Annotated in this window: 19 protein-coding genes; 4 read left to right on the plus strand and 15 right to left on the minus strand. The window is 37.1% G+C overall.

All coding sequences use genetic code 11. The features are described from left to right. Window positions 1–196 precede the first annotated feature (196 nt). Window positions 197–877: a YjbE family putative metal transport protein gene (locus OXPF_RS20230; RefSeq protein WP_054877024.1), complete on the plus strand. Its 681-nt coding sequence runs from the start codon at window positions 197–199 to the stop codon at window positions 875–877. A 118-nt stretch (window positions 878–995) separates the two neighbouring features. Next, complete coding sequence (locus OXPF_RS20235) at window positions 996–2072, plus strand: NAD(P)H-dependent flavin oxidoreductase (RefSeq protein WP_054877025.1); 1077 nt, start codon at window positions 996–998, stop codon at window positions 2070–2072. A gap of 242 nt (window positions 2073–2314) precedes the next feature. Here OXPF_RS20235 and OXPF_RS20240 read toward each other — a convergent pair whose 3' ends face one another. The 12 genes from OXPF_RS20240 to OXPF_RS20295 all read right to left on the minus strand — a co-directional run bounded on the left by OXPF_RS20240 (window position 2315) and on the right by OXPF_RS20295 (window position 14819). Continuing rightward, complete coding sequence (locus OXPF_RS20240; protein ID WP_054877026.1) at window positions 2315–4597, minus strand: transglycosylase domain-containing protein; 2283 nt, start codon at window positions 4595–4597, stop codon at window positions 2315–2317. A 120-nt stretch (window positions 4598–4717) separates the two neighbouring features. Next, window positions 4718–5422 (minus strand): DUF8091 domain-containing protein, encoded by a 705-nt coding sequence (locus tag OXPF_RS20245; RefSeq protein WP_054877027.1) that lies wholly within the window; start codon window positions 5420–5422, stop codon window positions 4718–4720. A gap of 91 nt (window positions 5423–5513) precedes the next feature. Continuing rightward, entirely contained in the window at window positions 5514–7472 is a 1959-nt protein-coding gene (locus OXPF_RS20250) for a complex I subunit 5 family protein (protein ID WP_054877028.1), read from the minus strand. A gap of 15 nt (window positions 7473–7487) precedes the next feature. After that, complete coding sequence (locus OXPF_RS20255; protein WP_054877029.1) at window positions 7488–8744, minus strand: complex I subunit 5 family protein; 1257 nt, start codon at window positions 8742–8744, stop codon at window positions 7488–7490. A gap of 9 nt (window positions 8745–8753) precedes the next feature. Further along, window positions 8754–10223: a complex I subunit 5 family protein gene (locus OXPF_RS20260; RefSeq protein WP_054877030.1), complete on the minus strand. Its 1470-nt coding sequence runs from the start codon at window positions 10221–10223 to the stop codon at window positions 8754–8756. 2 nt (window positions 10224–10225) lie between these two features. Next, window positions 10226–10588 carry a sodium:proton antiporter gene (locus tag OXPF_RS20265; RefSeq protein WP_278308413.1) on the minus strand — a complete coding sequence of 121 codons (363 nt, stop codon included), beginning with the start codon at window positions 10586–10588 and terminating at the stop codon, window positions 10226–10228. Next, a complete protein-coding gene (gene mbhE, locus OXPF_RS20270; protein WP_054877031.1) occupies window positions 10588–11298 on the minus strand; it encodes a hydrogen gas-evolving membrane-bound hydrogenase subunit E in 711 nt (236 codons plus the stop codon). The genes OXPF_RS20265 and mbhE overlap by 1 nt, the downstream gene beginning before the upstream one ends. Continuing rightward, a complete protein-coding gene (locus OXPF_RS20275) occupies window positions 11295–11537 on the minus strand; it encodes a hydrogenase subunit MbhD domain-containing protein (RefSeq protein ID WP_341443046.1) in 243 nt (80 codons plus the stop codon). Before OXPF_RS20275 ends, mbhE begins: the two co-directional genes overlap by 4 nt. Continuing rightward, window positions 11521–11841, minus strand: a complete 321-nt coding sequence (mnhG, locus tag OXPF_RS20280; protein WP_054877032.1) for a monovalent cation/H(+) antiporter subunit G — start codon at window positions 11839–11841, stop codon at window positions 11521–11523. Before mnhG ends, OXPF_RS20275 begins: the two co-directional genes overlap by 17 nt. After that, window positions 11838–12104: an MrpF/PhaF family protein gene (locus tag OXPF_RS20285; protein WP_054877033.1), complete on the minus strand. Its 267-nt coding sequence runs from the start codon at window positions 12102–12104 to the stop codon at window positions 11838–11840. Before OXPF_RS20285 ends, mnhG begins: the two co-directional genes overlap by 4 nt. Beyond that, window positions 12101–12574, minus strand: a complete 474-nt coding sequence (locus OXPF_RS20290; protein ID WP_054877034.1) for a Na+/H+ antiporter subunit E — start codon at window positions 12572–12574, stop codon at window positions 12101–12103. Before OXPF_RS20290 ends, OXPF_RS20285 begins: the two co-directional genes overlap by 4 nt. A gap of 238 nt (window positions 12575–12812) precedes the next feature. Next, window positions 12813–14819, minus strand: coding sequence for a sigma-54-dependent Fis family transcriptional regulator (locus tag OXPF_RS20295; RefSeq protein ID WP_054877035.1), 2007 nt, complete (start codon window positions 14817–14819; stop codon window positions 12813–12815). A gap of 577 nt (window positions 14820–15396) precedes the next feature. On the opposite strand from OXPF_RS20295, the gene OXPF_RS20300 reads away from it, so the two are divergent. Further along, entirely contained in the window at window positions 15397–17160 is a 1764-nt protein-coding gene (locus OXPF_RS20300; RefSeq protein ID WP_152967820.1) for an FAD-dependent oxidoreductase, read from the plus strand. A gap of 288 nt (window positions 17161–17448) precedes the next feature. Beyond that, window positions 17449–17643: a 4-oxalocrotonate tautomerase DmpI gene (gene dmpI, locus OXPF_RS20305; RefSeq protein WP_054877037.1), complete on the plus strand. Its 195-nt coding sequence runs from the start codon at window positions 17449–17451 to the stop codon at window positions 17641–17643. Window positions 17644–17740: 97 nt separating this feature from the next. Here dmpI and OXPF_RS20310 read toward each other — a convergent pair whose 3' ends face one another. The 3 genes from OXPF_RS20310 to OXPF_RS20320 all read right to left on the minus strand — a co-directional run bounded on the left by OXPF_RS20310 (window position 17741) and on the right by OXPF_RS20320 (window position 21067). After that, the gene (locus OXPF_RS20310) at window positions 17741–19129 is read right to left on the minus strand and encodes an MFS transporter (protein WP_054877038.1); all 1389 of its coding nucleotides are present in this window, start codon (window positions 19127–19129) and stop codon (window positions 17741–17743) included. Window positions 19130–19656: 527 nt separating this feature from the next. Next, window positions 19657–20139, minus strand: coding sequence for a transcription elongation factor GreA (gene greA, locus OXPF_RS20315; protein WP_054877264.1), 483 nt, complete (start codon window positions 20137–20139; stop codon window positions 19657–19659). Between the two features lie 19 nt (window positions 20140–20158). Next, entirely contained in the window at window positions 20159–21067 is a 909-nt protein-coding gene (locus OXPF_RS20320) for a DMT family transporter (RefSeq protein WP_054877039.1), read from the minus strand. Between the last annotated feature and the right edge of the window lie 57 nt (window positions 21068–21124).

Raw genomic sequence — 21124 nt, forward strand, 5'->3', positions numbered from 1 at the left:
AATAATACAAATTCATTATAATGTATTTTTGATTAACCCACAAGTTAAGCATTTTAAGATAAATTTATTAATAGTATATCTCTTTTTTATTTTTAGTATAAGTATTATAGGATTTTGGACAAGATTTAATGCATAAATAACCGATGTCATTTATATGTTTTTATAACGGTAGATTTACATATAATGGAGATTGAATATGAGTGATGATTTATTTTCTTTTCTTCTTTCCGCAGCGCAGATAACCTTGATTGATATTGTATTATCCGGAGATAATATAAGCGTTATTGCTTTATCGGTTCGCAGGCTACCTCCTAAATATGCCGAAATTGCAAATATTACAGGCATTTTAGGCGCAGTTTTAATGAGAATAATATTTGCTTCTATAGCCACAATTCTCATAGCCATAGAATGGCTGCCCATAAAACTGTTAGGAGGGTTATTGCTGTTATCAATAACCTATGACCTTATAAATCAAAAGGAAGGCGGCAGCACAACTTATGCAAAGCCTGAAAAAAGCTTTATAAAGGCAATATATAACATAATAGCTGCCGACATAACAATGAGCATAGATAATGTACTTGCCATAGCCGGCATAGCCAGAGGCGATATCAGCCTTATAATATTTGGCCTGCTTTTTAATATTCCCATATTGTTTTGGGGAACAAAAATTGTACTTAAGCTTATAAATAAATATACGCTGACCATTTACTTAGGTGCAGGGGTACTTGTAAAAACTGCTCTGGAAATGATGCTTAATGATAAACTGGTATCCCTATACACCACTCCTTTATTTAAGGAAGTCATACCCCTATTATCGGGATTTCTTTTGATAGTATACGGTATGATATCAATCAAACTTGAAAATAAAAAAAGGTAGTGCATATAGCATAAAATAATTTTAATGTTTTTATTACCTGGTACTAAGATTTATTGACATGCTTTAGTATTATATATATAATCTGATTAATAGCTTAAGTTTCCAAGGAGTTGATCATATGAAATTGCCCTCTTTACAAATAGATAATCTGGTGGCAAAGGTACCCATAATACAGGGTGCCATGGGTGTCGGCGTCTCCCTTTCAAAATTAGCTTCGGCTGTGGCAAATGAAGGCGGCATAGGCGTTATTTCAGGAGTTCAGATAGGCTTTAATGAGCCTGATTTTGAAACCAACAACAAGGAGGCCAACCTCCGTGCCTTAAGAAAAGAGATAAATAAGGCCAGGCATTTAAGCCCCGGCGGCATATTAGGCGTCAATTTTCTGGTAGCCATGAACAATTATAAGGAAATGGTCAAAGCCGCCATCGAAGAAAAAATTGACCTTATAGTATCCGGCGCCGGTCTTCCAAAAGAACTTCCCGAATTCATAAAAGGCACAAAAACTAAGATAGCCCCCATCGTTTCCTCGGGAAAGGCAGCCTATCTTATATCGAAATTATGGGATAAAAGATATAATTACGCACCGGACATGGTAATAGTTGAAGGCCCTGATGCCGGCGGGCATTTAGGCTTTTCCGTTGAAGAGCTTCAAAACGAAAAAAAACCGGTATTATCAAATATAGTCAAGGATGTACTAGAAGCAATAAAGCCTTACAGAGAAAAGTACAACAAGCTCATCCCCGTAATTGCGGCAGGCGGCATATTTTCAGGAGAAGATATAGCAAAATATATTTCCATAGGCGCCTCCGGCGTTCAGATGGCAACAAGATTTGTAGTGACAGAGGAATGTGATGCCGATATCAATTTTAAAACCGCATACTTAAATGCAAGTGAGGATGATATACAACTGGTTAAAAGCCCTGTAGGAATGCCGGGACGAGCTATTAGAAACAGTTTCATAAAATCCCTGGAAGAAGGCATAAAGCCAGTAAAAAAATGTTACAGCTGCCTTCATCCCTGTAATCCGGCAACAACCCCCTATTGCATATCAAAGGCCTTAATTGAAGCTGTTCGTGGCAATATCAGCGAAGGCCTCATATTTACCGGAATCAACTCCTATAAATTAAATAAAATGACTACTGTAAAAGAGCTTATAAAACAGCTAATCAGTGAAGCAGAGGCCAGTATGACATAAATTGAGGATACAAAGTTAGGGCTGTTGCGTTTAAACACTGCATTCGCTATGTTCGAGTTCTGCAAGTTTTAAGGCTCCCTGCCTTGAAAACACAAGAATTTTGATAACTCGTTATGCTCAAACAATCTAAAATTCTAAGTATTTTCTGCGGCAGCGTCACCAAGAACTTTTAAAGAACTCTCACAATGCTCATTACGTTGTTTAAAACGCAACAGCCCCTTCATTATTCCGTCTTTTTCTTCTTAATATCCCATATCATTAAGCTCATTGGGTATCTGGTATTCATAATCCTCAACCCTGTCATCCACCGGCTGGTATCTTTTAATATAAATTTTCTCTTCTGTAAAGAAAGGATAAAAAAATTCATTGACCGGCCTGCCGGTAAACATATCCACTTTGATTGAAACATGGGTTTTGCAGGTATCGTAAGGCACGTTATCCTCTGTAAACAGTTCTTCTATTACCCTGCTTCCTCTGGGGTCCTTAAGACATAATTCCGTAGGAAGTTTTCCCGAGTCCCTGCACACCTTAACCGTTACCAATCCTTCCGGCATTTCAAAATCCTTGGTCTCCAAGCCTGTATGTATCTGCCTCATGATGTCTCCCCACATCCATGCTGTCTCGGTGCTTTTTGCATTTATGCTTATACTGGGCTTGTCGTGCCCCATCCATATGACACCGCAATAATAGGGAGTCAGTCCTGCAAAATATGCATCCGCCCCTTTTTCTGTAGTACCTGTTTTTCCTGCTGATGCCGATGAGGTGAAGTTTCCCTTGCTTTTTACAGCCGAACCCGTTCCGCCATTAACAACTTCCTTTAAAACGTCAATGGTCATATAAGCCGCCTGGGGAGATATTACCTCATGCTTTTGCTGTTCCTTTTGAAGCAAAATATTGCCGTCGCTGTCCTCCACCCTGGTGTATAAAATAGGCTCAATATATGTACCTCCATTTCCGAAAACACCATAAGCCCCAGACATTTCAAGGGGTGTAACTCCTTTTGTTAAGCCTCCTAAAGCTTTTGCAGGACCTAAATCGTTGCTGCTTCCCGATAGAACAAGGGTTGATATTCCGAATTTTTCTATGTATTCCGTGCTGGCATCATTTCCAATTTCCAATATTAGCTTTGCAGCCATGACATTGGAGGACCATTTTACCCCTTCTCTTATGGTGGTTAAGCCTCTGTACCTGCCATCATGGTTTTTAGGACCTTCTTTGGGCCATCCAGCTGCCAATGATGCCTCATAGGAATTAAAAGGAGAATCATCGATTACACTTCCTGTTGAATATCCCAAGTCAAAGGCAGGACCGTATACCGCGATAGGTTTCATGGCAGATCCCGGCTGCCTTGCAAAGGTAGGGTCCGTTGCCCTGTTCTGTGACCTGAAGGGCTGTTCTCCCCTGCCTCCAGAAACAGCCCTCACTTGTCCTGTCTTATAATCGTTTATGACAACTGCCGCCTGGGGCTGAATTATGGCATCCTTTCCCCACACAGCCACATCCTTTTTAAGCTGGGGATAATATTTAGGATCATCTACTGATTTATCTACAATGTCCTGAACTTTCGGGTCCAGTGTTGTATATATCTTAAGGCCGCCGCCGTATATAAGCTGTATTATCTCATCCTCCTCATATCTGTACTCTGCTTTTAAGTCAGTAGTTATGCTCCTTATTACCGCATCCATAAACCAGGGATATTTTATCTTTGAATTGCTGTCCCTTTTTTTAAAATTAAGCTCTTCTAATTTTGCCTTTTCATACTCCTCCTGAGTAATCATTTCAAGCTCCAGCATTTTTGAAAGCACCGTCAATTGCCTGTTTTTATAAACTTCTGGACTGTCTCCATTAAGATATGGATTGTACTTTGAGGGGCTTTGAGTTAAACCTGCAATCAATGCGCTTTCAGCTAAAGAGAGCTCTGATGCATCCTTGCTGAAATAATACTGGGAGGCTGCCTGAAGTCCATAGGCATTTCCACCTAGATAAATGGTGTTTAGATAATATTCCAGTATCTCGTCTTTTGAAAGCTCACTTTCTATCTTCAATGCCAGATAAGCTTCCTGGATTTTTCTTTTCATCTCTTTTTTTCTCGTTAATATGGTATTTTTTATTAATTGCTGGGTTATGGTGGATGCACCCTGGTCATACCTTCCGGATTTCAAATCCGCATAAAGGGCTCCGAAAATACGCCTTATGTCTATTCCGGAATGCTTCAAAAAGCGCTCATCTTCAATGGCGATAAAGGCATTTCGGGTATGTTTTTGTATATTTTTTATGTTTATGTATTCCCTGTTTTCAACGCCATGAAGGCTTTCTATAAAATTTCCGTCCTTATCGTAAATATATGTTGTGAGCTTCAAATTGCCCATAAAATTGGCTGTATCAACATAGGATGCATCGCTTATGTAAGCAGCTACAATGCCAAATGCAGCAGACATGGGCATTATGATTATGATGAGTAAAACAGTGATGGTTTTTTTATATATATTGGGATTTCTAAATTTAGTGCCATCCTTTTTTTCCATACTTACCTCCTTTACACGGCCTTATTTTATACGCAGTAAATTTTATGTACAAGCCCTCTTAAAGAATTCTATAACATACTGCAAAGAAATATACGTATATGAAAAAAATTTTTGTGCTATCTAGTCTAATTCAAAAAGCAATTCATTTCCGTTCTTTCCCAAAATATGTAAAACTCCTGCCTTTCTTAAGCAGTAAGTCATTTTTTGAGCATTGGATATGGAAATTTTAAGCTTTTTAGAAAGGCTTTTGTTAGTAAAGGGCTCTCCTAAGTCAAGGGGCAGAAGATTTTTATAATTATCTTTGCCGCATAAAATAATACTTTCCCTGACATTAACAAGCTTTCTATCATCAATGCTTATGCCCTTTCTCCTCCAGCTTCCCTTTCCGTCATTTACTCTTATCTCCTCTTCCTCTATTAAGAGTATCTCTGCTTCAAAATTTTCATTGGCAATTAAATCCGTAATTCTTATAAGCTCTTTGAAAACATCATATATACTCCCTTTTTTAGGGGATTTTCGCCTTACAGTCTTTTTTTCATCTATTGTAACTATATATTTTTTTGCAGGTATTGGGTATATAAGCCTTACCTTATGATTTTTAACAAGTTTTCTCAATTTATTGCTTATTGCTGAAAAGTTTTTTGTTTGAATTTCAATTAGCAAATCATCCCGTAAAATATCTATAATACATCCGTCTACCTTGACCTCAAACCTGTCTCCAGCTTTTGAATACCAGCGTTTTAAGCCGGCATGGAGGGACTTTTCATTTTCTATATTTATGCTGCTTACTTCCATTATTAAATCTTCTTTAAGTTTATCACTCATTTATATCATCCTTACTGCTTGTCTAAATTTTAAAACCTTTAATATTTTAACAAACTTATAGTATATAAAAAAGCATTGGTCTTCCAATGCTTTAAAAAATTATCAAAATCAATAAAAATAATACTAGTACATAGGCAAATATATATACGGAGCTTGTAATGCCGTTTAATTTACGAGCCAAAGCAATTGCCTTGGGTTTCATCCCCTCAAAATATGTGTATGACCTCTCCTTTATCATATGTATATAATTTTTAAGGCTTTCCTCATTAAGCTTTTTTAATGCATGAAAGGCTTTGACAAAAAAAAGGGCTAAATTCAAAATGGCATCATCAATAAATTTAAACACATGGGAGCCCAGGAAAAAAAGTATTTTGCCTGCCGGAATGTAAAAATCCCTTTCAATACTGAACCAGTTTAATGCAGGATTGATATAATATTTGAAATTCCCTTCTCCCTCTCTTAAAAGCTTCCTTACAAATAAGAAATAAATTGCACCTCCAAGGAAATTAATTAAAAGTGAATCCAAGACCGATTTCATGGCATAAAAATGAACCTCTATTTCCTTAACGCCAAAGGTTTTTGCCGCTCCGCCTATTAAATATAATATATCTTTAGGCCATATGCCGATATATATTATAGCTACACACAAAGTAATCAAGGGAAGGTAAATGATTTTAGAAGCGTTATATGCTACACCCTTATAATCCCTTTTTCCCTTATCTACGAAAACTGCCATGAAGATTTTCAAAAGATAGGCTGTTGTAAAACTGCTGCTTAATATAAATACCATTTCCGCCGCCTTAAAAATAAAATTGTGATATATATGGTAAGCCTCCGTCAGTGCATGGTGAATAAGGGTTTTGCTCACATATCCATTAAAGCCCGGCATGCCGGTTATGGCAAACATACCTATTAAAAATACGGCTTTAAGTATGTTTTTATTTCTTCCGAAGCCTCCTATTTCATTTATACTCAATTCGTGCAGCACCATGTATATTATGCCTGCGCTCATAAAGAGCATCACTTTGAAAATACCATGGTTTATTATGTGAAAAAGGGTTCCGTATACGGCAATGGCATTATGTTCTTTTAAAATGCCTGTAAGGCCAACACCAACCAGTATATATCCAATCTGGCTTATACTGCTGTAAGCCAGTATTCTCTTTATATTCCTTTGAAGCATGGCCAAGAGGCCGCCTAAAAACATATTAATAAGTCCTGCACAAAATATGACCATGGAAACATAAAAATCCTCTTTAAGCATTATATCTGCGGTCAGTATTATACCGAAAATCCCTGCCTTTAAAAGCACTCCGGATAAAACTGCACTGGCAGGTGCCGGTGCGGCAGGATGAGCTTTTGGAAGCCAGGTATGAAGAGGAATCATCCCTGCCTTTACTCCAAAGCCTATTATCATAAGAGCTGAAATGACATATTTTATACTGCCCATGTCTTTTACGGCTTCATGAAGCAAGCTGATATCCAGTGTTTGGGTATAATTATACAAGAGGAACAATCCCATTAAAAGGGTCAATCCACCTATTATTGCCGTAACCATGTAAGTGTTTCCTGCATCATGGGAATAATCATCCTCATCGTGAATTATAAGGACATAAGAGGTAAAGGACATCACCTCAAAGAAGGTAAAGAGATTTAATAGATTTTCGGAAATAAAAAAACCTATGGTGCTTCCCAAGGTAAGCATGAAGTAAAAATAATACCTGTTTCTGTTTCTGTTTTTGTAGCCTATGAGATATTTCAAGGAATACAAAAGGGCTAAAAACCATAGAAAAGAGGCCAGAAGCAAAAATACATATCTGAATAAATCAAGTCTTAAGTGAAGACCTGTGCCCATTATATGTCGGATTGAAATATCGATGGCTTCGGCGTATACATATCTGTAAAGCATAACCAAAAGAATAAGGATTGCACCCGATATTATAATGTAAAATAAATTTCTGCACTTTTCGCTTTTCTTCCCCAAGAGATATCCTGCAAATGAACCTAAAAAGGGAAGTATGAGTACGGAAAAAAGCATGATATTTTCCAAAGTTCTGCCTCCTTTTTAGAATAATGGCAACAGTATTTTTTCGATAAATTCTATCAGGGTATTTGGGAACAGCCCCAAAACTATTATTATGGCAGTGATTATCATAATTGGCAGTAAAATCATTGGCGGAGCTTCTCCTATGTCAATGACAGCATCATTTCCTTTTTTAAAGAAAGCTTGTGTGATGATTGGCAGTATATACAAGGCTGTCAAAAGAGCGCTTAAAAGGAGTATCAGAGGAAAAATCCACCTTCCCAAGCTAAGTCCGCCTAAAGCCAGATACCACTTGCTGACAAAACCATTGGCCGGCGGAATGCCTATCAAGGAAATGGCTGATGCGGTAAAGCAGCCCATGGTCACCGGCATCTTTTTCCCTATTCCCCTTATCTCTTCTGTACGGGTTTTATTTGTCATGTAGATGATGGCGCCTGTGCATAAGAAAAGATTTATTTTAATAAATGCATGGTTGACCATATGAAGAAGGCTTCCCATCAAAGCGTCTTCATTTATCATTACAATACCTAAAAGTATATATCCTAAATGACTTATGGTGGAATAAGCCAGACGTCGTTGAATATTTTTCTGGTGTAGTGCCAAAAAAGAGCCCAAGATTATGGACAGTAAAATAAAAATATAAAATATGCTGTTTGTTGAAAAATCCGATATAACTTCAGCTCCGAATATAAAATAGCTCATTCTTATGATTGCAAAAACTCCTGATTTCACAACTGCTGCGGCATCCAAAAATGCACTGGCCGGAATGGGGGCCACCATTACTGCCGGAAGCCAGGAATGAAAGGGTACTAATGCTGCTTTTACACCAAAGCCTAAAAACATGGATATATAGCTTATGATATAAAGCTCCCTGTTGTTTGATGGCAGATTGTTAACAATTCCCGAAGGTGCAAATTCTGTACTTTTCGTCAGGCTGTAGAGCACAATCATTCCAAATAAGATTAATGCCGCACCTCCAAAGGAATAAAAAAGATACTTCTTGCCGTTATATTTTGATTCACCATTTCCCTTGTGAATTATAAGAGGAAAGGTAACTAATGCCAATATTTCATAAAATACATATAGAGTCATTAAATTACCTGAAAAAGCAATTCCTAAAACCACAGCTTCTGTTAATAAAAGATAGAATAGAAATCTTTTTATATTTCCTTCCTTTTTCATATATTCCAGGGAATAAATAAAGGTTAATATAAAGAGGATGGTTACCAGCAAGGAAAATAATATCCCTAATTTATCTACTTTAAAATATATACTCATATTTTCCACCTATATAAGCCCCATATTTATTAATTCGATGATTCCTTCCGATGCGGCACCTAAATACACCATACATAAGGAAAGTATCACAACAGGCAAAAGCTCCTTTAAAAAAATGCCTTTTATAATTTCTTTTTCGCTTTCCTGCTCTTCTCCGAAAAATCCATTTATAGCTATGGGAAGATAATATACAGCATTAAGCAAACTGCTTATCAATATTACACCTATTAAAGTCAATTCCCCCTTGTGAATGGAAGCCAGGGCAAAATTCCACTTGCTTGCAAATCCGGGCAAGAGAGGAATCCCTACCATGGATAAAGCACCTGCTGTAAAAAGGCTTAAAGTTAAAGGCAGCCTTTTTCCTATACCGTGAAAGTCTTTTATCTTTTTATTTCCCGTATGCTCAATCATAAAGCCCACCGTCAAAAATAAAGCTGCTTTTGTGATGGCGTGGCCTATTATGTGAAAATATGCAATAGAGATACCAAGTTCAGTACCCATACCTACTCCCATGAATATATAGCCCATCTGGGCGACGGTAGAATAGGCAATCACCCTTTTTATTTCCTTCTGAAAAATAGCCATGACAGATCCCATTATCATGCCTGCACTTCCTAATATGAGTATTATCCTTAATACGGGGAATTGGTTTATTATATCTAAGCCGAATATCCTGTACAGTACCTTTATCAAAAGTATGGCATAGGCTTTGACAACCAGTGAAGACAATATGGCACTTGAAGGTGCGGGAGCACTGGAGTGGGCATCCGGAAGCCAGTTATGCATGGGAAACATGGCGCTTTTTACTCCCAATCCCACAGTGAAAAGGCTCAGGGTTATAAGAATTGTCCTTTTATAATCCTCCTGAACATTTATAATGGATTGATGAATATAGCTCATATTGAGTTGTCCCGTCATGGTATATAGGAAGGCTATCCCCATGAGTATGAGTCCTGAGCCTAAGCAGCTCATAAATAAATATTTTAATGTGGCTTTTATGTTTTCCTTCTTATCCTTAACCACAATAATACCGCAGGCCGCCAGGGTCCCCACCTCTATGAAAACATAGCTGTTGAAAATGTCGTTTGTAAATACCACTCCCAAAAGAGAGCCTATCAATATATTTATTAAAAGATAATACAAAGGTATATGGGTTTCCTTTATATCCTTGTCGATACTGTAAGCCGAATACCAAATTACCATCAGGGATACAAAGGAGAATAAAAGAAACATTATCCCTTCTATAGAAGTAATATAAAACTCTATTCCAAAGGGTGACTTGAAATAACCTATGCTGTAATAATAAGACCCCCCCCTTAACACGAATACCATATGGATAGCTGATAAAAGCAGGGCAAATGATAATGAAAGCAGGCTTATTGTTTTTGCCGCCTTTGCTTTTTTAATTAAAAGCAGAATAAAGGACGAAATGAAAAGTGTAAGCACAATAAGTAACGGAAAGCTCTTTATTATGTCCAAGATTATTCCTCCCCTACATTTGATATTTCATCTATATCAACAGTTCCGTATTGTTCATGAAGCTTCAAGGTCAGTGCCAGGGCAAAAGCGGTGGTGCTGACAGAAACCACAATACCTGTAAGTATTAATGCCGAAGGAACGGGGTTTATATAACCTTCTGCTCCCTTAAATACTTTGACTATAATAGGAGAATCCCTTCCTTCAATATATCCCCTTGCTATAAAGAAGAGAAAAATTGCCATATCCATTATATTAAAGCCAATGATTTTCTTTATGAGGTTGCTGTTTAATAAAAGGGTGGTAAACCCTATTCCAAAAAGTATCATAGCCGCCGTCTCGAAATAATTATTAAAAAAGACATCCACTAAACATCACCCCTGTCAAAGAGCATATAAAAGAAATACATTGTAATTGATACGATAATACCTACGATAATATTTAATGGCAGAATATATCCTCCGCTTAAAATATCTCCGGGAGTGCCTAAGGAGGGTTTCCACCAAGGCAAATGGCTTCCTCCTGCTATGAAGGAATATCCCTTCATAACTCCGTATAAAATGGCGGCGCCGCTTAACAGCCTTAAAAAAACATTATATGCTTTGTCATTTATCTTATCTTTCTTAAAGGCAAGCTGAATCAATATAAGACTGGCTCCTAATATGGTACCTCCTGAAAAGCCTCCTCCCGGGCCTAAATGGCCGAAAAATATAACATATAATCCGAAAATCTGTATAAGGGGAATTACGATTGCACTTATTTCCTTTAATATTATGCCTTTAAATTCGGCATCTTTAAAATAGCCCTTGCTTCCCCCCTTCAAGAGCATAATTACAATTGAAGCAGAAGTAAATAAAACACTGGCTTCCACGAAGGTATCAAAAGCACGGTAATCGAGTATTATTCCGGTGACAATATTTATCGCTCCTGTATCTAAAACTACATTTTCAATATAATATTTCATTGTTTCATTATTGGAGGGATTATCTTTATTTCCAAAGGAGGGAAGTTCATAAATACCTGTCAAAAGTATGCAGATCAATATAAATGCCGTTATAATTGCAATTATTCTTTTCATTTTTTTACCCCGTTTATTCTTTTAAGTGTGAGCACCAATAAAATGGTGGATATTCCCGCACCTACGGCAGCTTCTGTTATGGCAAGATCAGGGGCTTTTAACTGCTGCCACAGAATTGCCATTATAAGGCTTGCTGCTGCAAATACAATGACAGCAAAGTTTAAATTTTTTAAAAATGATATGGAAACAGAAGCAATAATTAAAATCAAAAGCATTATTATATTAAACAGCTTCAACATCTGTCCCTCCTATTTCCCTGTGTTTATAGGGCTCTTTTAAGTATTCCGCCTTTATTATATGGTGTGTGGCTGTTGGGCTTAGCAGCCATATGAAGATGATTATTAAAAGCATTTTCAGGCTGACAAAATTAAATCCGCAATAAATTATAAGGCCGACTATCAGCGATAATGCACCTAAAGTATCGCATAATGAAGCGCTGTGGGCTCTTGTGAAAATGTCCGGAAGCCTTAAAATCCCTAATGCTCCCACAAAAAAATAAAAGAGGCCGGCCGTTATGAACAAGCTTGAAATTATAGTTTTCATATGGCCCTCCTTGATAAAAACTCATTGTATTTGGAAATGACAATGGAGGCTAAAAAGCCTATTGAAGAATAGATAAAGGCAACATCCACAAAATAAGTCTCATTAAATAAAAATGAAATAATCAATAAAAGCATTATTATTTTTGTGCTTATGGCATTTATAGCAATAAGCCTGTCTCCGATCTTAGGTCCTGTTATTGCCCTTATTATCAAAAGCACTATAGTAAAGGACAGAAGAAATATCGAAACATAAAGCATTATCATATATTCCCCTCCAGCCTAGCAATAATATTTTTCATTTCTGAATTTTGAAGTCCTTTTGCATAATCTTCTTTGAGGCAATGAATGAGCAATGTATCTTTATCAGTCATTACAGTTATGGTTCCAGGGGTTAAGGTAATGGAATTGCAATAGAGAGTTTTTAGAAATTCGGATTTTATATCCGTTTTTATTTTTATCATGACGGGAGATATTTTTAAAGCAGGGCTTAAAATTACCTTTGCCACATTTATATTGGCAATTATCACTTCTTTAATCAGGATGAGAATATATTTGATTCCATAAGTCATTTTTTTTAGGTTAAAATTAATTCCGGGTTTGTAATCCTCTCTCAATGCCTTGTTTATAAAAATAACAAACATGGCAATGAAGCTTCCGGTTAAAATTCCTTCAAGGGTAAATCTTTCGGATAATACAATCCAGTAGAGAAGGAAAATCAAAATTGAATAGCCCAAGTTTATCTCCCCCAATTTAAAATTTAGTTTATTATATTCAAAGCAATTTTTATGCCAATTAAGAATTTTACAAATATTTCATATTTAAGCTGGCTTCCTGCGGCTTTTAAGGCGGGCCTTTAATAACACAATAAAAAAACATCGGCAGTTATCTGCTGATGTTTTTTTATTGTGTTTCATTACGGCACACAATTTTAAATGATAAAGGATTTATGTGTTTCATTTTGAATCATGTGTATCATGTCAATACATATTCTATATTTATATTGTATTTCTTCATCTTTCTGTACAATGTACTGCGTCCAATTCCCAGTATTTTTGCCGTCATCCTCAAATTGCCCTCTGTTTCTTCAATGGTTTTCTCTATGGCCTGTTTCTCTATTTCATCCAATGTTAAAAGCCGCCCCTTTATTTTAAAGCCGTCGGTCTTTATTGAGTATTTATAATTATTGGGTATATCATTATCTGTCAAAGTGCTGTTGTCCTCTGCAATATTTAATATAAGCTGAATTGCATTTTGAAGCTCCCTCACATTTCCCGGCCAGTCATAGCTGTTCATGACTCCGTAAAAGCTGTCGCTTATTTTTTTAATGCTCTTTCCTGTTGTGACGCAGAATTTTTTTATGAAGTAATCCACCAAAAGGTCTATATCTTCTTTTCTGTCTCTTAAATTAGGAGTGCTTATAGGCATAACGTTAAGCCTGTAATATAAATCCCGCCTGAAATTGCCAATCTCCACTTCCCTGGATAAATCTTTATTTGTGGCGGCAATGACCCTTACATCGACAGGAATTATATCATGTCCTCCTATTCTCACAACCTTGTGATCCTCTAATACTCTTAAAAGATGTGCCTGTGAATCAAGAGGCATATCTCCTATCTCATCTAAAAATATTGTTCCTCCGTCAGCCAGTTCAAATTTTCCTGCCCTTCCCCCTTTTATGGAGCCTGTAAATGCCCCTTCCTCATAGCCGAATAATTCGCTTGACACCAAATCCCTTGGTATGGCACCGCAATTTAAGAACACAAAGGGGTAATCCCTTCTTTTGCTGTCGTTATGAATGGCTTGGGCAAACATCTCTTTACCGGTACCGCTCTCCCCTAAAAGAAGTATAGTGGCATCCATGGTAGCCGCAATCTTTGCCATCCTTTTAGCATGTCTTATTGCCTGGCTCTTTCCTAATATATCATCAAAGGTAAACCTGGCATTTGCCCCGACTATTTTATTAACCAGACTGTGAACTACTCTTTTTTCCCTGAAGGTTATGACACATCCAATTAATTCTTTATTTGATATTATCTTTATGGGAGTTATGTTTGCAATGCATATTTTCTTTCTGCCGTTTTTACCCTTTAAGTTTATTTCCTCTTCTTCATACTTTATACCGTGACTTATGTCATTAATTATGTTCTCTTTGTTTCCCTCAGCAATTATATCCTTTATATATTTGCCTGCTGCCTCTTTTTCGCCGTAACCTAAAAGTTTTCTCGCAAACCTGTTCATATTTATTATCATGCCGCTTTGGTCAATGGCTACAATTCCTTCCGATATGGATTCGGTTATTTGATAAAACCGTTCATTAATAAGCTTAAGCCTCCTATTGGAGTTTTCTAATTTAAGCTCCTTTTCAATGGCTTCGGCAGCTGCCACCACCATTCCTAAGGTGTGAGGATGAACCTGTTCATAGCTTCCTGTTATGCTTAAAACCCCTAAAATATTCCCCTGCTCATCCTTAATTGGGCATGCAGACGAAGTCCATTCATGATATTGCTTGATATAATGCTCTCCTCCCACAACCTGTATAGGTTCACCTGTTATAAGGGATATGCCTATGGCATTGGTACCTGTTATTTCTTCTCTTATGTTATAGCCGTCTCCCAAGCTTAGTGGATTGTATATTTTGATCAAATGTTCTTCTCCTATATGCTCTAAAACGTATCCTTCTCTGTCTGTAAGACGGATTACGAATTCCGAATTCTCTATTATTTTATATAAGCTCCCCATAAATGGCTTTGCGGTGACAAGAAGAGGCATAAATTCATCATACTTCTTCTTAAGTTCCTGTTCTGTCAGCTGAACCAGCTTGCTTCCGTCATACGGGTCAATTGCATAGCCTTTGCACCTTACCCAGGATTCCGCAATTACGCTCCTTATGCTTCCTGCATCCAATATATTTTCCCTTACAAAGAGCTCCCACTTTTTTATAACTTCCTGATTTTTATTCAGCAGCCTTTTATAAGTCAATTTCATCCCTCCATCCCAATGATTTCAGTAAGATTTTGAGCTTACCCAATGTATGCGACATAAAAACCTGATATAGTATAATTATATCATGAATTTTACTCGTAAAATTCATGCGAGATCATTTCAAATGGCTGCGCCATTGAAATCATTATATCATGAAATTAGCTGTGAAATTTTATAGTTGGCAAAATACTGTTTTATATGAATATAAATAGTCCAGTTGACAAATGATAAATAATATATTATCAATAAAAGGGATAGTAAATAAACACTAATTTGCCGACATATTAATTGAGCTTTATTTCCCACCAGGAAAATTGGCAAAAATTATTATGTTAAGATATTATATCTATTTAATTTAATATCATATTTTAATATAAAATACGGTGTTAAAATTGAATCCTATATAAAATCATTTTCACTATAATCAAAAATTATAAATATTAATATTTATTTTGAATTTCGTTAAGAAAAATACAGATTTGAGTAGAATTTTTTTTAATTTTTTGTTAAAATAAAGTGTGATTTTACTATACGTTAATTTATTAATTATACAATAAAAGAAAGGATGATGGAAATGACATCAAAACACATTGTCATTCTGGGCGCTGGTTATGGCGGCGTACATGCGGCCAAATTGCTCAGCAAGAAGTATAAGAAGTATCACAGTGTTAAAATTACTTTGATTGACAGAAATCCCTTCCACACTCTTATGACTGAGCTTCATGAAGTTGCCGGCGGCAGAGTTGAAGCTGATTCAGTACAGGTGGACTTATTTAAGATTTTTAATAAATCAAGAGTCAATCTTGTAATAGACGAAATCACAAAAGTTGACACTGACAGCAATGTAGTAACTACTCTTAACGGAGAATATAAGTATGATTATCTGATTATAGGTACAGGAAGTGAACCTGCATACTTTGGAACTCCCGGAGTTAAGGAGCATGGTTTCTCTCTTTGGTCCTTGAAGGATGCTTTAAAAATCAGGCATCATATTGAAAATATGTTTGATAAAGCACGTTATGAAAAAGATGAAAAGAAAAGGCGTGCAATGCTTACATTCATCGTTGCAGGTGCTGGTTTCACAGGTATAGAAATGATTGGTGAACTCGTTGACCACTCAAAGGTATTAGCTAAAAAATATGACATCGATCCTAAAGAAATCAAGCTTATTAACGTTGAAGCAGTAGGCAGGATTCTTAACATGCTGGATGAAGGCGGAGCTCAAAAGGTTGCAAACTGGCTTACAAAGCACGGCGTTGACCTTATGTTAAACTCCCCAATAACTGAAGTTACACCTGATAATATCACATTAAAAGATGGCAAGGTTATTGATACAAAGACTCTCATCTGGACTTGCGGTATCCAGGGGTGCGGATTCGCTAAGGAATTCGGTATTCCTGTAAACAACAGAAACAGATTGAATGCAAACGAATATATGCAATCCCTCGAAAAACCAAATGTTTACCTTGTTGGTGACTGTGCTTGGGTTGAGGAAGGACAGGCCAAAAGTCTTCCTCAGATAGTTGAAGCTGCTGTTCAGACAGCTGAAACTGCAGCACATAATATAATAGCTGACATGGAAATGGGGACAAAGAAACCATTCAAATCAAACTATCACGGTTTCATGGTTTCAGTTGGCAGCCACTATTGTGTAGCCAATGTTGGCGGAATGAAAATGTCAGGATTCTTTGCAATGGCAACTAAACACCTTGTAAACTTACATTACCTCTTCGGAGTAGGCGGATTCTATTTAATCATTAAATATCTCCGTCACGAATTCTTCAATATGAAGGACAAGAGATCATTCTTAGGCGGTCATTTATCTGCTAAAGTAAACGCATTATGGTTGTTCTTCTTAAGAGTATTTACAGGGGCTATGTGGCTCCATGAAGGTCTGGTCAAGGTTAACGAAGGATGGTTTAAGGAAGTTAAGATTCCAATGTTTTTAGATGCGACTTCAAGTGCTTCAGCCGCTGCTGAATCAACAAGCACTGTTGTGCCTTTGATAAGCTCTCCACCGGCTTTCTTTACAGCCTTTATGGAAATATTAAAGCCTTTTGGCTTCTATTTCCAGATTATGATTGTATGTATGGAAATAGCTATCGGACTTGCATTATTGGCCGGATTGTTCACATTCCTTGCCAGTGCGGCTTCAGTATTCCTCTGCTTAAACTTCATAATCTCCGCTATGGCCGGACTTGAAATAGTATGGTTTATAGCAGCCGGAATCGCTTTAATGGGCGGCGCCGGAAGAACTTTAGGACTTGATTACTTCGTAATGCCGTGGCTTCAGAAACTGCTGTCCCGATATTGGTTCGGTAAACGAAAAGCTGCGTAATAAAGAATAGATATAATTTTAAATACTGCCGGAAAAATTCCGGCAGTATTTTTTTATATATAGGAAAGCTCTCTTTCCTATATATAAAAACGAGGATTGAAAAGGACGGGACGTCCTTGCTGTCAAGTGGGAGTTCTCAGTAAAATGCCTCGGCGTTTTTACGTCGAAGGGGGGCCTATGTCCCTTTCAATAAGTTGCGTAGCAACTTTTTTTATATTACTCCCTGCCTTATATTGCCTTTTATACTATAATCCTTTACACTGAAATTAAATTAAGGAGGTGGATTTAATGCCAACTATTAAAATTGAAATGACAAAGCAAACTAAGGAAAAGAAACAGGAGATAATAGAGAAGGTCACACAAACCATGCATGAAGTGACCAACATACCAAAGCAGTCCTTTTCAATATACATAAACGAATACGATGCTGACAGCATAGGTGTGGGCGGAGTGCTTTTATCCGAACGCCACAAACAGGGATAAGACACAATATATTTTAACACTCTAGCATGCAAAAGAAAAGCCTCACGGAGCAGTGTAAACTGTCCATGAGGCTTTATAATATTTATTGAAGTATTTATTAAGCTGCCTGAGCTTTTCTCTTATCAATTTCTGCCTGGTATCCTGCAAGCTTTTCTTTTGTCAATCTGTAGCCAATAGCCAAGATTAAGGCAGATATTAAAGCAAATATACCAGGTATGAACAAGAATACGTTTATAACGGCATTCTTAAGCTCTAATGATGCTGTTGCCGGGTCAGCTCCTGCAACAAAGCCTGCCGCTGACAATACTATAGGAATTATTGTACCCCTTGCTATAACAGCTGATTTAAGGGATAAGTTCATTAATCCCATTATGAACGGAGTAGCATTTTTACCGGTCTTCCATTCTCCGTATACTGAAACATCAGAGTAAAGAGCAACCATTACTGCTGTTAATACTCCAAGGAAGAACCTTACAACAGATACTACTACGAAGAACATAGTTACGTTCATTGCTACGAATTTGCACAAAATCAATGAGGCAGCAAGACCAAAAAGTCCAACCACCGTTGCATTCCTTGAAGATAATGCTTTTGCAACGGGTCCGCTTGCATATGAGCCTATAACCTGCGCTATAGCTCCAATAAGGAGATATACAGGAAGAAGAGCCATGTTCTGCGCAACGTATGTGAAGTAATATGCTGCTGCTGCAGTCATTATGAAGTTAACCATATATCTGAAGAAGTCTCCTAATAACAATACGAGAAGCGGAGGATTCTGGAACACCATCTTTAACATAACTCCACCGGATACTTTTTCAGCTTTTGGAGCTGCCGAGCTTTTTGCTGTATTTTCTTCTACTTCATATCCATCAGTGATTTTAAATACTGTCCAATAACCAATTAACATTGTAGCGGCCATTATTCCTGCTAATAATGAATATCCTAATACCTCATTACCTGTAACAACTCCCAGCCATTGTGCCAAAGGTGAACCTATATATGAATAGAACACACCAGCTAAAGCGGAGTAAGTTGCACGTCTTGATGCAAGAAGACCACGTTCTTCAGGGTTATTCGCCAAAACTGAAATTAAAGATACATTTCCAACCCAAGCTATATTCCAAATAATATGACTTAAAATAAATCCGGCACAAACTAAAAATGCAGCTACTGGCTCCGGTCCAATTTTTGTATACTGGAACATATACAGAACTACAACCGCAGGTGGTGCAATAAGCATCCAGGAACGGTTACGTCCCCATTTCATAGGCTTGGTACCACTTATTATAGCGCCATAGAAGGGAGATAAAACTGCATCAACTATACTTGTTACGGAACCTATAAGAGCAACCATTGGCAGCGAAAACTTTGCAACATTTGTTAGAAAGAATACGAATAAATAGAGTTCTACGCTGGTCATCAGTGAGAAACCAAGATCACCAACACCATAGAACGTCTTTATGGCTTTACTTAGTGGTTTTTTCATCTAATTACACTCTCCTTAAGAAAATAGATTATGAATGCTGTAATTGCTTATTAAACCCGATCCTTCACGGAATAACCAGAAACTCAACTCCTTTCTAAAAATAATCTGCAATAATTGTTATAATTAAATTAACTTTCCACCTAATATAGAAGGATGGAAAAATAAGCTTCTGGAATAATATTAAATTTTAATATGCTTTATATAATAATAACACTTATCGAACATTGCTTTTACATTTGCAATATCTTGTTTATTATTTTATTTATATAAGCATTTATATACTAGCATAAATTCGACAAGTTGTTAATACCTTTTGCAGTTTTTTAATTATTTTATTATCGTTTGTATTATTTCTTTTAGCCTGACATTTATTATATACAGAAATATTACAAATTTCAACACAGAAAAAACAAATAAATGCTGGGAGAGAAACGTGACTTATCCAATTCTCATGTCTCTGTCTCCCAGCATTTATCAACGAAATCAAAGCTCTTTCAGTTATCGGAACAGTTAGGGGGGCCCCCTCCTTAAATATCTTTGCCCTCCGTTATTGCGATCTTCTCAATTCTTACAGTATATTCTCCGTTTAAAGATTGTATCTTAATTTCATCTCCGGCCTTGTGCCCATATATTGCCTTTCCAAGGGGGGATTCAATACTGATTATATTTTTTAAAGGATCCACCTCTACAGTTGTAACCAGATGATATTCTTCTACTTCATCATCCTCAATAAATCTTAAGGTTATGGTCTTTCCTATGCCCACTTCATCAATTGAGGTCTTATCTTCTATTATAGTAGCCGTTCTTATCATTCTTTCCAAATAACGTATCCTGCTTTCGTTTTTCCCCCTCTCCCTTTTAGCGGCCTTATATTCGAAGTTTTCACTTAAGTCACCATGGGCTCTTGCTTCTTTGACGTCCTCAAGTATCTTGTATCTTAATACGACTTTCCTATATTCTATTTCTTCCTTTAGCTTGTTTATAGCTTCCTGAGTAAGATAATTGTGCATATAAAAAACCTTCTTCCTGCTAAGAGTTAACAGCAATAGATTCCTTCCTGGTGAAATTCTGCATCTGGGACAAAAGCATACCTAAAAGCATTAATGCGCATCCCATATAGCCCCTCGCGCCTAAATTTTCATTTAGTATTATAAACCCTCCAAGACTTGCAAAAACCGTTTCCATGCTGAGTATTATGGCCGCATGGGATGGCTCGGCATGCTTTTGACCCATAACCTGTAAGGTATAGGCTATTCCCACTGAGCAAATACCTCCATATAAAATGGGCACTCCGGCGCCCACTATCCCCTCAATGGTTATGTCTTCAAATAGTAAAGCAGCAGCTCCGCTAAGCATCGCACAAGTTAGAAACTGAAAACACGAGAGCAGCAGAGAATCTACCTCCCCACTGAAACGGTCAATTATAATTATATGTAGTGCCCAGAAGAAAGCTCCAAAGAGCTCGAATAGATCTCCTCTTGATATTGTAAAGTCCTCCATTACGCATAAAAGGTAAAGTCCGGCTATAGCAACCAAAACACCCATCCATGTGCTCAAGCGCACGTATTGCTTTAAGAATATACCTAAAATCGGAACGATGACAATGTACAGCCCGGTGATAAATGCAGCCTTTCCTGCCGTAGTCTCAATAAGCCCTATTTGCTGCAATGATGCACCTATAAAAAGTACGCTGCCGGCAAGGATTCCTGCAAACAGCGGATTCTTCTTGCCCTTTTCATTGTCAGGCTCATGGTTTTTTTTCTTTCTCATAAAAAAAATAAGAGGCAAAAGAGAAATGCTTCCTAATATAAACCTTATGCTGTTAAAGGTAAAGGGTTCTATATAATCTACGCTTAATCGCTGCGCCACAAACGCAAATCCCCATATGAGGGCTGCCGCCAGCAAAAACAAATTGGATTTTAATTTCTGTGCCTTCATTTTATAGTCTCCTTTTTACGTCTTTTACTGTGAAAGACCAAATATGAGTTAAATAAT

The sequence above is a fragment of the Oxobacter pfennigii genome, from assembly GCF_001317355.1.
GTDB lineage: Bacteria > Bacillota > Clostridia > Clostridiales > Oxobacteraceae > Oxobacter > Oxobacter pfennigii.